The sequence below is a fragment of the Veillonella parvula genome (genome assembly GCF_018378075.1).
Lineage (GTDB): Bacteria > Bacillota > Negativicutes > Veillonellales > Veillonellaceae > Veillonella > Veillonella parvula_K.
On sequence record NZ_JAGZYE010000005.1, the window covers coordinates 23426 to 37138 of the forward strand.

Annotated in this window: 9 protein-coding genes; 7 read left to right on the plus strand and 2 right to left on the minus strand. The window is 39.2% G+C overall.

Annotation, left to right across the window (positions count from 1 at the left end):
• The first annotated feature begins 343 nt into the window (after positions 1–343).
• Together KH286_RS05685 and KH286_RS05690 are read left to right on the plus strand one after the other, a co-directional pair.
• Complete coding sequence (locus tag KH286_RS05685) at positions 344–2422, plus strand: OPT family oligopeptide transporter (protein WP_278617741.1); 2079 nt, start codon at positions 344–346, stop codon at positions 2420–2422.
• Between the two features lie 11 nt (positions 2423–2433).
• Positions 2434–3279, plus strand: coding sequence for a hypothetical protein (locus tag KH286_RS05690; RefSeq protein WP_004698216.1), 846 nt, complete (start codon positions 2434–2436; stop codon positions 3277–3279).
• Between the two features lie 94 nt (positions 3280–3373).
• On the opposite strand, the gene KH286_RS05695 is transcribed toward KH286_RS05690, so the two are convergent.
• A complete protein-coding gene (locus KH286_RS05695) occupies positions 3374–4744 on the minus strand; it encodes an S-layer homology domain-containing protein (RefSeq protein WP_101928535.1) in 1371 nt (456 codons plus the stop codon).
• Positions 4745–4927: 183 nt separating this feature from the next.
• A complete protein-coding gene (locus KH286_RS05700; RefSeq protein WP_278617742.1) occupies positions 4928–6643 on the minus strand; it encodes an S-layer homology domain-containing protein in 1716 nt (571 codons plus the stop codon).
• A 523-nt stretch (positions 6644–7166) separates the two neighbouring features.
• Between KH286_RS05700 and KH286_RS05705 the strand changes: the two genes are divergently transcribed.
• From KH286_RS05705 to KH286_RS05725, 5 genes are all read left to right on the plus strand, one after another.
• The gene (locus KH286_RS05705; protein ID WP_004698263.1) at positions 7167–7904 is read left to right on the plus strand and encodes a (Fe-S)-binding protein; all 738 of its coding nucleotides are present in this window, start codon (positions 7167–7169) and stop codon (positions 7902–7904) included.
• A gap of 12 nt (positions 7905–7916) precedes the next feature.
• Positions 7917–9362, plus strand: a complete 1446-nt coding sequence (locus KH286_RS05710; RefSeq protein WP_004694882.1) for a LutB/LldF family L-lactate oxidation iron-sulfur protein — start codon at positions 7917–7919, stop codon at positions 9360–9362.
• Positions 9362–10090 carry a LutC/YkgG family protein gene (locus KH286_RS05715; protein WP_077707742.1) on the plus strand — a complete coding sequence of 243 codons (729 nt, stop codon included), beginning with the start codon at positions 9362–9364 and terminating at the stop codon, positions 10088–10090. The genes KH286_RS05710 and KH286_RS05715 overlap by 1 nt, the downstream gene beginning before the upstream one ends.
• A gap of 176 nt (positions 10091–10266) precedes the next feature.
• A complete protein-coding gene (locus tag KH286_RS05720; protein ID WP_077707741.1) occupies positions 10267–11658 on the plus strand; it encodes a cation:dicarboxylate symporter family transporter in 1392 nt (463 codons plus the stop codon).
• A gap of 249 nt (positions 11659–11907) precedes the next feature.
• Positions 11908–13461, plus strand: coding sequence for a nitrite/sulfite reductase (locus tag KH286_RS05725; RefSeq protein ID WP_278457314.1), 1554 nt, complete (start codon positions 11908–11910; stop codon positions 13459–13461).
• Positions 13462–13713: the final 252 nt, after the last annotated feature.

Genomic DNA, 13713 nt, shown 5'->3' on the forward strand with positions numbered 1-13713 from the left:
CATATAATTGATAGGTGTATATGCATAATGCGCATATACACCTATCTCCTCCCTACAATATATATGTGATGATTTATATTTAATTTGTATATATGTTTTATATAATGCTGATCTGAGAGGGAGAAGGCGATAGCCCAAAAACGACTTAGCGGCCCCGCGAAGCGGGGTGGGTGGCTTTGGAGGCTTTTGGGCTATTGCCTTTCCCATAGCTCAAGGGTTGGAGAAAATATGTATACATTATAAATATCGCATATATATTGAAATCATCGCTTTAACACGATAAAATGGAAGTAGCTTAGTATATTGTTTTAAGTTTATGATTTCACAGAGGAGGTAAGTACTTATGAAACATGACTTTACGAGCCATGACCTTCATCTGCCGGAACTGACGTTACGTGGGATGCTACTTGGTGCATTGATTACTGTTATTTTTACAGCATCTAACGTATATCTCGGTTTGAAGGTAGGTTTGACATTCTCGTCATCCATTCCGGCAGCAATTATTTCAATGGCGATTTTACGGTTCTTCAAGGATTCTAACGTTCTTGAAAACAACATGGTACAAACGCAGGCTTCTGCCGCTGGTACATTGTCCGCCATTATCTTTATTTTGCCAGGTTTACTCATGCTTGGGTATTGGAATGGCTTTCCGTTCTGGCAAACATTTTTGCTCTGCGCATGCGGTGGTTGTCTAGGTGTATTATTCACCATTCCATTGCGTCGTGCTATGGTAGTGAATAGTGATCTACCATATCCAGAAGGCCGTGCAGCAGCAGAAATTTTGAAAGTTGGCTCTCACAATGGTGAACAAGGCCCTCAATCTAGCTCCGGTATGACCGATATCGTGTCCGGTGGCTTTGTAGCTGGCCTTATTAGCCTTTGTGCAAATGGTTTCAAAGTGCTTGGCGATAGCATGAGCTTCTGGATTCCTGTAGGTAGCAAAGGTATTACTCAAATTCCTTTGGGCTTCTCTACAGCGTTGTTAGGTGCTGGTTACCTTATCGGTATCGCTTCTGGTATCGCTATCCTCGTCGGTGTACTCATCGCATGGGCTGGCTTCGTGCCTTACTTCACTAACATGTTTGCTCCAGATGGCGGTGCTACTGCTAAGTTTGCAATGGCTATTTGGAAATCTAAAGTTCGTTTCATCGGTGCTGGTGCTATTGGTATTGCTGCGATTTGGACTTTGATTACCTTAATCAAACCTATCATCGAAGGTATGAAAATTTCTGTTAAATCCATGAATAGCAGCTCCGCAGAACGTGAATTGCATCGTATGGATACAGATATGAGTACAAAATCCGTTTTAGGTGTATTCATACTTATTCTTATTGGCTTAGTATTTACATTCTGGGATTTCGTATCTGTCGTACCTATTAGTGCAGGTTTAATGTGGACACTCGTTGTAGTAGGTATCGTAGTAGCTTTATTGATTGGCTTCTTCGTGGCTGCAGCATGTGGCTATATGGCAGGCCTTATCGGTACATCTGCTTCTCCAATTTCTGGTATCGGTATTTTAGCGACTATTATTTCTTCCTTAGTTGTATACTTTATCGCAGCGGAAAATAATTTATTTGCTACACAAGAAGGTGTTCAGTTTGCTACTGCTATGGCTATCTTTATGACATCCGTAGTTATTGCGATTGCATCTATTTCTAATGATAATTTACAAGATTTGAAGACTGGCCAACTCGTTGGTGCTACACCTTGGCGTCAACAAATTGCCTTGTTACTTGGTTCTGTAGCCGGTGCCATTGCAATTGCTCCAGTTCTTAACTTGCTTTACCAAGCATACGGTTTCACAGGTGCGTTACCACGTGCTGAAATGGATCCAAACGCTGCATTATCGGCTCCTCAAGCGACTTTGATGACTACCATTGCGCAAGGTATCTTCAACTCTAGCATGGATTGGGATTATATTTTAATCGGCGTTGGCGTTGGTGTTGTGGCAATTATCGTCAACTTGATTCTCAAGAGCACAACTGCTACCTTAACATTGCCTCCATTGGCTGTTGGTATGGGTATTTATTTACCACCTACTTTAGAAGTACCGCTTATTATTGGTTCTTTCATCAGCTACTTCGTAGGTCGTTATCTTGTAGCTCGTGCTAAAATGCGTGCCGGTGAGCTTGCTGACTACGATGTAGAGCAATCCAATCGCCGCGGTGTTCTCTTTGCTTCTGGTCTGATCGTTGGTGAAAGCTTGATTGGTGTAATCATAGCTGTTATTATTGTATTGTCTGTTACAACTGGTGGTGGGGAAGCTCCACTTGAATTAGTAGGTCCTGAATTTGAAAGCACAGCACAATGGTTAGGATTGCTTGCATTCATATTCGCTGGTCTCTATCTTGTTCGCCGTGTTGTTACACACAAGTTCAATAAAGAAGAAGCTCTTGCTATGAAAGCTGAGCAAGAACAATAAGAGGTTAAACAATGAAATTAAAACAGTCTGTACTCATCATTATGGCTGCTGCATTGCCAGTAGTCTCCTTCGCAGCAAGCGAAGTAATACCTGTAACGCAAGATACTGTAAATGTACAAGCAAATCAAACAAATGCGAAACGTGTAAATCGTAATGATTTAACATATCGTATTTCTAGTACTGCTACACCTGAGCAGAATCGTGCGTTGCGCTCTAAAGCGTCTAAAGTAGATCGTAATGCAGTTGAAGTGGTAGCTCCAAATGCGGACCGTTATATGGATCGTAAAGAGGTTGCTGTATCACCTGTGGAATCTACTACAGATCATTTGGATTTAGTATTCCCAGAGGTTAAATCTGTTAGCCCTGCGGTAGAAAAAGCAATCAATACGACCATCAAAAAGTATGTTTCTAAAATACAAAATGATGTAGAAAAGTTAAATGCTAAAGAATCTGATAAAACAAATGTAGTTATGTACTATGATGTTAAAACAGATAAAAACGGCATTTTCAGCGTATTGATTCATACGTATACAATGCGTGATCATGATGCCAATGGTGTAAACTATGTAAAAGGCTTCACATTTAACACCACAACAGGTCGACAATTGTCCTTGTACGATCTTGGTGGTCTTAATAAAAAAGAATTGGTGAATGCGATTAATAATAATCAAGATGTGAAAGATAAATTAGGTGGCGATGTAAATATCGATAAAATGCCTACTGAATTCTACACAACAGATGATTATTCCGTTGTAATGATCTTGCAACAAGACGTAGATTCAATCCATAGCGCAGGTACGGTATATGTACCAGTTGGTATCTTGCGTGACCGCGAAAATGATGTAACAAAAAAATAATCGAACTGTGTAAATTCGATTATGTGTGTATAGTAACAGCTGTTTAATTGTGAAAAGAACCGCTCCTAAGGGGGCGGTTCTTTTTTTATCTACTTTATTGTTTGTCGTTATAATAGTTTACGCGTGGCGGTAATGGGAATTGAATATTTCCATCTGACTTTGTAAGCGGTTCCGGTGGTAATTGTAAGAATACATTATCATGGAATTTCTTTTTAAATGCTTTCAACGTCGATTTTTGAATAGAATCAACGGTAATGAGAAGGGCACTCGTATCAGTATTTGGGGAGATGGAAAGGATCTTTCCTTGAGGTTCTTTTTGTTGGTAAAGGGCGATGGCATCGGATTGATACTCCTCTAGTTGGGCCTGATTTAATTTACCTTTTGATACGACTACAGTTCTATCTAGCTGTGGATCATGAGCTTCTGTAATTGCTTTGGAGACGAGGTCAGTTTTCTTTTGATCCGTTAAAGATGCATGTAATTGGCCTGCCTCCCAGAAGAGGGCCCCGTCTTGACGGAATTTGGTGAAATCATTGCCATAGCCTAATGCTTTGTCGATGATATTAGCTGTTTTATTTTCTACTTGTTGCTTGAACAATGTGTTGTGGAAGGCAAGTGCTTGTTCTGTTTGTGTCATGCGGTACGCAATTTCCGCGGCTTCTGCACGAGTTACATATTTTTCAGGGTTAAACAATGTACCTGGAGCGTAGTTTGTGAACCCAAGATAGGCAAGCTCGCGAACGGCATCTTGTGCCCAAGGAGCCACGAATTTTTGGTCTCCATAGGATATATTATCAAGAACTGTTGGGTCTTCAGTGGTATATCCTAAATAATGGATATAGTTATCTGCTACTACAGCAAACTCTTGGCGAGACATATATTTTTCTGGTTTATATGTGTCATCGCCATATCCGCTGATGATATTCTTGCGCGCTACAGATTCAATAGCAAGAGCAGACCAACGGTCAGATGTAATATCTTTAAATTTACTTGATAAAAAGGCGGCCGTACCATCATCCGTGATATTGTTGAAGAGCGCTGCTACTTCTTCACGTGTCATAGGTTGGTTAGGTCGGAATGTACCATCGGAATACCCCTTCATTAGGTTTGCTTTTGTTACAGTGCTAATCGAGTTAGCTGCCCAAAAATCACTAGGCACATCTGTAAAGATGTGGGCGCGGATTCTTTTAATATCTTGAGGTGTACCGATAGAGGTGTTTACAATTGCAGGTGATGCGGTATTAGTAGATTTAACGTTAGCCGCTTCTGTTTTAGTAGTCTCCATCTTCGTAGCATCTGTTTTAGCCATTGGTGCTTTAGTTGTTTCCATTTTAGTGGCTTCAACAGTAGTTGCAGGAGCATGAGTTGTAGTGGTTGTGTTTGCAGAAGCAAAACCAAAGCCTGTTGTAGTTAATAATGTGCCGAGTACGAGGGCACGTAATGCGTGAGGGGTATTCTTGTACATAAAAATCCTTCCTAATCATGGTAAAGGCTAGCGCTTGATAGCCGTAGAATATAAACTTTCACCAGCATAAAAAGTTATATCCGTCGCATCATAGTCAATTAGTTGGCATGCATAGTGATATACAACAAAGCAGCGTAGTACTGTCGAGTATACGCTGCCTTGGCTGGTTAAGTGTAACGCCGATTAGCGTTTTACTGTCATTTTTACTTTGGAACCGAATAATTTAGAGATCCCTTGTTGTGTTTCTTTAGATGCTGTAGATACAACTGCGTAAAGTTGGTTATTTTCTACATCAGGGAATGTAGCTAGAATTGTACCTGCTTTTTCATTTTTGTTGTAGTAGTTGCGGAAGTTTGTATCGATTGCATCGTATTCAGCTTGGCTGTATTGGGAGGATTCAACTACAACATAGTTATTTACAGTAGAATCACCACGGTTTGCAAGGTTAGCTTTTACTGTGGAAATATCGCTGTCTGTTTTCAAAGCTACGTGTAATTGATTGTCACGCCAGTACATTACGCCATAATTTTGGAATGCATCTTCTGTTTTATAAGTTTTATTTAATTCAGAAAATACTTTGTCTTCTAATGCAGCTTGTTGTTTTTGATCAAGTGCTTTTAGTGTGCTGCGACGAACAGGGCGAACGGTGCGAGTAGGTTCAGCTTTTTCAGCTACTGCAGCATCTTTATTGCCTTTTACGTCTTTTTCAACTTTTTTTGCATCAGATTTTACAGCTTTATCAGCTTTAGCTACATCCTTTTTAGCGTCTTTACTTACTTTAGATGTATCTTTCTCTAATGCTGTATCAGCTTTTTTGGCATCTTCTTTTACAGCTGTCTCAGCTTTAGCTTCAGTTGTACTGTGTTTCGGTGTTGCAAGGCCAGCACCATTAAGCATGCGGTTCAAGATTGTTGCCGCTTGTGCTCTTGTTACAGGTTGTTTAGGGTTAAAGTTTTCTGTTGCCCCAGATGCTACGATGCCTCGTTGTGCCATGTATTGGATATCTGCCAAGTAAGCAGAGGAGATGCTAGCTTCGTCTTTGAATGTTACTTTTTCTGCTTTTACAGGTGTAGAAAGATTCAATTTTTTAGCTAGACTAGCAGCAGATGCAACGAATTGTTCGCGGTCCATAGTTTTGCTAGGTGTGAAAGCTGTTTTAGATGTGCCTTCCATTACGCCTGCAGCACTAACTAATTTGATAGCAGAGCTAGACCAACGATCTGCTTCCACGTCAGAGTAGGAGGTAGAGGATTCTTTTGTTGCAATCTCTGCTAATTCTTGTTCGTTTAAGTTGTGTTGTAGCACTTTGCCATAAATAGCAGCTGCTTGTTCACGAGTAATTTGTGCACTAGGTTTGAATGTATTATCAGCATAACCAGAAAGGTAACCAGCTTGTGTCATTGCTTGGATAGCATCGCGAGCCCAGTTATCTTTTGTGTCAGGGTATACACCAGTAGGTAAGTTTTCTTTAGTTTTTACAACTTTTTTACCTTCTACCTTTGCAGCATCTTCTTTTACATCATTTTTTACGGAAGTATCAATGCGTTTAACGTCATTTTTTACAGAAGTATCAACGCGTTTAGCATCGTTTTTTACGGATGTATCAGTGCGTTTAGCAGCGTTTTTAGCGGATGCATCAGCATATTTTGCATCACGTTTTACAACTGTGCTACCATGTTTAGCATCATTTTTGACGGATGTATCAATACGTTTAGCATCGTTTTTAACAGATGTATCAACACGGTGTTCATCCGCTTTAGCAGATACCTCAGCTCTAGTAGCCACATTAGATACTTCAGATTTTATATGAGTCGCAGTTGTTTCAGCGTGAGCCATGCTGAATGTAGAACCAAGGGCCAATGTAATTGCTAAAGACAAAGATAATTTATTTAGTTTCATGAAAAGGGCTCCTTTCAAACTATACTTATATAAAATAAATTATAACACTTTTTAAATTTATACACTACTATAAGAAAATGTAATCTATAAGGATAAAACTTACATGAATTTGAAAATTTGAGTACCATTATATAAATATAAAATGAAATATAGATAAAAGTTGATTTTCTAGTAGTTAAAAATGCAAAATGATAAACATTCGCAAAATCTAGATTTTATGGGGCTTTTACAAGAAAAAATGATAAATGAAATAATAGATGTGATAAAATTCAATGTTTGTTATTACAAAAAGTCATAACGATATAAGAAATAAAAGGGTACATACGAATATAGCAATTCTTTGGACAATATCTACATGATTAATTTATAATTATAGCGATGAGCTTTTGAATATTTATTTGAAAGCATAAGTAATGTTCAGGGCAGAAATTTAGTCGAAAAATTCACTACTAAAAATTGCCATAACACATACATATCAAAATTTTTTATTAGGTTAAGTACTAGAAAAGACGAGGAAGATAATATGAAAATTCATCTTTTCCAACAGTGTTTGATTGACATGTTCTACCCTCATGTAGGTATGGCTGGTGTAGAAGTACTTGAAAGATTAGGTTGTGAGCTTGTAGTACCTAAGAAACAAGTATGCTGTGGACAAATGTTCACTAACTCCGGTTATAATGACGCGGCTATGGACGCAATTAAGAATACAATCGAATGCTTTGAGAACGCTGAATATGTAGTCAGCATGTCCGGTTCTTGCGCTTTTGCAATCCGCGATGAATATCATCATTTCTTAAAAGATCAACCAGAGTGGTTGGCGCGCGCAGAAAGATTGAGTGGTAAAATTTACGAATTCACTCAATTTATTACTGACGTATTAGGTGTTGAAGATGTAGGGGCTCGTTTTAACGAATCCGTTACATACCATACATCTTGCCACGTAACTCGTTTGATGGGCATTAAAGAGCCTCCTTTCAAACTCCTTAAAAACGTTAAAGATATCAACTTGATTGAATTACCACGTGCAGATCGTTGCTGTGGTTTCGGCGGTACTTTCTCAGTTAAAAACCCTGAAATCAGTGAAGTTATGACACGCGAAAAAGCATTGGAAATTGCTGGCACAGGTGCCAACGTTATCTCCGGTTCTGACCAAGCGTGCTTAATGAACATCGCTGGTATGCTTGATCGTCTTCATAAAGAAGGCGAAATTGATCGCCGTATCAAAGTTATGCATATTGCTGAAATCTTAAACTGCCGTTAAGGAGGAGACGACATGGCACTTATATATGACAATCGCCCCTATAAAACACGTATAAAAGAATGTTTGGCTGACGATTTCAAAGTTGCAGCTATTAAAAAAGCACAAGACGTGTTTTATGATAAACGTAATACAGTAGTTGCGGATGTTCCTGAATGGTTAGATTTCCGCGCTGAAGCGGCTAAAATTCGCGATCACGTACTTAACAACTTGGATTACTATGTAAGTCAATTTGCTGACAATGCTGAAAAAGCTGGTTCTAAAGTTCACTTTGCGTTCGATGACAAAGAAGCGACTCAAATTGCATTAGATATCCTTCGCCAACGCGAAGCAAAAATGATCGTTAAATCCAAAACTATCTTAACTGAAGAAATTGGTTTGAACGAAGTATTAGAAGAAGCTGGTATTGAAGTTAACGAAACTGACTTGGCTGAATTTATTTTGCAAACTGCAGTAAGTCCTCCATCTCACATCGTAGTACCAGGTCTTCATTTTGAACGTAACAAAATCCGTGAAATTTTTGCTGAAAAATTAGGTTATACAGGAACTGAAAACCCTACGGAAATGACTCACTTTGTACGTGGTTATGTACGTGAGCGCTTCTTAAAAGCTGATGTAGGTGTTAATGGTTGTAACTTTGCAGTTGCTGAATCTGGTACATGTACAATCGTTTCCAACGAAGGTAACGGTCGTATGGCTAGTTCTATTCCTAAGACTCAATTAATTTTCTTAGGTACAGAACGTATTGTTCCTGATTTCAAAGCTCTTGATGTTATGATGGAAATGTTGAACCGTTCTGCAGTAGGTTCTAAGATTTCTAACTACTTCTCCATGATGACTGGTCCTGCGCGTCCTGGTGAAGCTGATGGTCCTGAAGAAACTCATATCATCATTATTGATAACGGCCGTTCTGGCATCTTGGGTGGTACATTCCAAGAAATGCTACGTTGTATCCGTTGTGGTGCATGTATGAATATCTGTCCTGTATACCGTCACGTTTCCGGTCATGGATATGGTTCTGTATATCCAGGTCCAATGGGTGCTGTATTGACTCCATTATTCAAAGGTTACGATGTAGCCGGCGATCTTCCATATGCTTCTACATTATGCGGTGCATGTACAGAAAACTGTCCAGTAGCTATTCCATTGCATGAATTGTTGATGGAGCACCGTCATATCATGGCTGATATTGAAAAGACTCGTCCAAAAGCAGAAGAAGCTATCTTCACAGCAGCTGCTAAGATGTTTGGTAATGCAACATTATTTGATCTTGGCACAAAAGCTGGTGCTATCGGTATGAACTTAATTAGTAATAAAGAAGGTAACATGCCTGAATGGACTCAAGCTATTCCAGTTATGAACGGTTGGACTAAGTCTAAAGAGTTGGGTTCCTTGAAATTCAAGAAATTCCGTGATTTATATGCTGAACATGAAAAGAACAAGAAGAAGGAGAAAAAATAATGGATGTAGCTAAACGTAATCAATTTATTGCACGTTTATCTCGTGCATTAGGCCGTGATCAAGAAATGTGCCCTGCTTTTGTAGAAGGCTTTGATTATAGCCATGGTCCTCAAGAAACTATGTTCCAAGATTTGAGTCGGGATCAAATTTTGACAATGTTTAAGGAACAATGTCAACGTGTTGGTACAAAATTCGTTGAAACTACACCTGACAAACTAGGTGAAACAATTTTGGCAGCTATCGAAGACTGGGGAAACGGTAAAATTGTATTCCCAAGCTCTCCTGAAGTAGAAGAATATAAATTAAAAGAATTGTTCGAACAAGATGCAGCTAATAATGGCGGCACTCGTACATACTTCCAATGGGATCCAGCTAAAGGTCGTGAAGAATGTATTTCTAATACTGCTAATGCTGATATTGGTATTACATTCCCATACTGCGGTATTGCGGAGACTGCTACTGTAGTACAAGCTTCTGGTGAGGACTCTGGCCGTGTGATTAGCTTGTTGCCTACAACACATATTGCTGTGTTGTATACTGATACAATCAACCCTCGCATGACACAAACAATGGAACATTTGGCTGAACGGTATCACAACGATCCAGCTAAGTTCCCTACAAATATCTGCTTGATTTCTGGTCCGTCCCGTACGGCGGATATCGAATTGGTAACTGTAGATGGTGCTCATGGTCCTATCCAAGTAACCTATATCTTAGTTAACAGATAATATAATAGCTAGATTTACTAAAGGCGATTTTCTTCTGGAAAATCGCCTTTTTGGTGTATATATTACAGAATACATTAAATATTACCAAAAATTAAATATTATACTTGTATTTTTTTCGATATATGCTATACTAAGTTCATAACCTATTGTTGTGATATGAATTAAAGAGGTGTATTATGAATATTCCATTCTTTACAGATTACCTCATGTTAAGCAATCCACTAAGTATTGGTATTATCGCGGTGTTCGTGCTCGTGTTAATAGGTATTTATGTATTGCAACGCAAGGGCACATCCTTCGGTAATCTCGTTATTATTGGTACTATTGTTGGTGCCGTACTTGGTATAGCGGTCCAAATTATTGCAGGCTTCCCTGATGATCCATCCAAAGTGGTTTACATCAAGGAAAGTACAAAGTGGTTCTCTCTCGTAGGGGGCGGTTTCATCGACTTAATCCGCATGCTTGTTATTCCTATCGTTTTTATCTCTATTGTTCACGTTATTTTGCACATGGAGGCAGGTGCTAACCTCAAAAAGTTAGTAGTTGCTATGATTTCTACAAATCTCGGCATGGTAGCCGTTGCTGCTATAGTCGGCCTAATTTTGGGGAATGCTTTCGGTTTAGGTCAAGGTTTTGATATTGTTGAATCTGGCAAGAAGATTCGTGAAATCAAACCTATGGTTGATACATTCCGAGCACTAATCCCAAGCAATCCAATTCAAGCGGCTGCTGAAACAAATGTTATCGGCATTGTCGTATTTGCAATTATCTTGGGTAGCGTAGCTCGTCTATTAAAACAAACAGGGACAAACTCTATGGAGGTGTTCACAAAACTATTTGATGAACTTCACCAATTGATTTCCTGGGTAGCTGATTTCATCATTGGTCTTATGCCATATGGTGTAGTTGCTTTGTTAGCTTCTACATTGGCAACACGCGGTGTACAAGCTATTCTTGATATGGGCTTGTTCGTAGTATTGCTTTACGTTGGTCTTTTGATTATGTTTGTCGTACAAGCAATCTTGATTACTAGCTTTGGCTACAATCCGATTACATACTTCAAGAAAGCGAAAGCACCACTCTTATTGGCGTTCACTTCTCGTTCTTCGATGGGTGTATTGCCATTAACTGTAGAGACTTTAACAAAACGTCTTGGTGTAAATGCTACAACTGCTAATACAGTAGCTTCCTTCGGTACTACTGCGGGCATGCAAGGTTGTGCCGGCGTGTTCCCAGCACTTGTTGTGGTGTACATCTCTAATGTAGCCAATATTCCATTCGATATGACTATGTATATCATGAGTGTTATCGTTATTGCTATTGGTTCTGTTGGTATCGCAGGCGTGCCAGGTACGGCTACAATGGCGGCATCTGTATCCCTTAGTGGTACAGGACTTGGAGCGTACTTCACCTCCATTAGTCCAATTCTAGCTATCGATCCATTGATTGACATGGGACGTACATGTTTGAACGTATCTGGGTCATTAACAAATGCTTTGGTAGTAGACAAAATTATGGGAACCATCGATAAAGACGCATACAATAATCCTAACGAAGGTCGCGTATAAAAACTAGCAACACTTAATCATATAATTATTATAAAAAGGGGCTGTAGCTGAATGTGGTAAAACCACATTTGGTTACAGCTTCTTTTGCCTTTTTAAAAGTGATAATTATTACAGATTGTAAACTATATTATTAATAATCGATATTGAAATTGTGAGCTTAGCTACTAACATACTTATGCATATATGGTATACTAAGCGTTATAAAGTTACGAATTATGCTTAATAAATATAAGCCAAGAGGGTAATAGTATGATTACACAAGAATTGAAAGATCGATTAATTGCAGATTATCCAAAGTTTGAGGATATGACACATAAGTTCTATAAGAAAGAATTATCCATTGCAGACTATAAAGGACAATCTGGTGCTTATGGTAGTTACGCTGAGCGCGGTGCAAATACTGGCATGAGCCGTTGGCGCTTCAACGGTGGTCGCATGACGCGCGAGCACATACAGTTTTTAGCGGACTCCATTCGTAAATATAACCTGCAACATGTACATTTCACTACCGGCCAATGCTTACAAATGCATGGCCTTGATGGTGATACTATATTGAGTCTCTATAAGGAATGTTATGACCACGGTATCTATAACCGTGGTGCTGGCGGTGACAATCCCAATGTGGTGGCTAGTATTTTACGCGGCATTGATCCTCGTGAAACTTTAGATATTACGCCATATACAACAGCTATTAGTGAATTTCTTATGGAGCAAATGTTCTATATCAAGATCCCTCGCAAATTTAAAATGGGTATAGATAATGGTTTTGATAGTACCCCACATTCTACGTTCAAGGACCTAGGTTTTAACTTAACAAAACACAATACTTTTGATGTGTATGCTTGTGGTGGTATTGGTCCTAATCCTCGCATTGGTATTCCGGTGGCACATGATGTAGCACCTGAGGATGTTTTGTATCATGTGAAAGCTATGCTTATGGTTTTTGCTAACCATGGTAATTTCAAAAACCGTGGTAAGGCTCGTACCCGTTACATGCCTGCTGAAATGGGTGGGGCGGAAGCTTTCATCAAGATCTATGAAGAAACCCTAGCTATGGTAAAAGAAGTAGAACACCTAACTATTAATCCAGCTGATTATGCTTATGAAATTACAAAAACTGGTAAGCGTGATGATTCTGTGGAAAATTATCGTATTCACCGTCAAAAACAGGAAGGTTTATATTACGTAGAATACCATCCAGCAGGTGGCGATGTGAACGTAGCACACTTGTTGGCTGCCCTTGACTATGTAGTGACACTTGACCAAGTAGAAGCACGTATTGCGCCAGACCAAGCATTGTTCTTCATTAATCTTACAGCTGATGAAGCACGCAAAATTGCGGAATTAACTGATGACAGCGCTGAAAATGATTTCCGCCGTTCCGTATCTTGCGTTGGTTCTACTATATGTCAGATTGGAATGCAAGACTCTAACGGTCTTTTGAAAGATATCTTCGCACACCTTGAAGAAAAGGGTATAGATACAAGAAAACTACCTCGTTTACATATATCCGGCTGTCCACACTCCTGTGGTACACACCAAATCGGTGAAATTGGTTTCCATGGTGCTGTAAAATTAGTAGATAAGAAACCTATGGTAGCATTTATCCTTGTAGACGGTGGCTCAGAACACATGGGCTCTGAAAACTTCGGTAAAATGGCTGGCAATATTGTAGCTACAAAGATTCCAGAATTTTTGGAATCTTTGGCAAATATTCTGAACGAATCCCCAGAACCAGACTTTGGGACCTGGAGACTTACGCATAAAGGGGACTACATGAATCTTATAAAAGCATTTGAGTAAATATGTAAAAGCATTTGCGTAAATATGTTTGGGTTGCTTGTGATGGGGCCCACTTAGATTGCGACAACTTAATAAATAATAAAAAGAGTTCCCTCTTTGCTCCGTTCTTCGCAAAGTCGCTGCATAGGGAACTCTTTTTATTATTTGAGCGTCTGCTATTAACCAGTCCCATCACAAGCTACATCTGATATTTACTCAATATGCTTTTATATGATGGGGGAAGCTTTTAGAAAACTAGGTATTTCTTTGCTC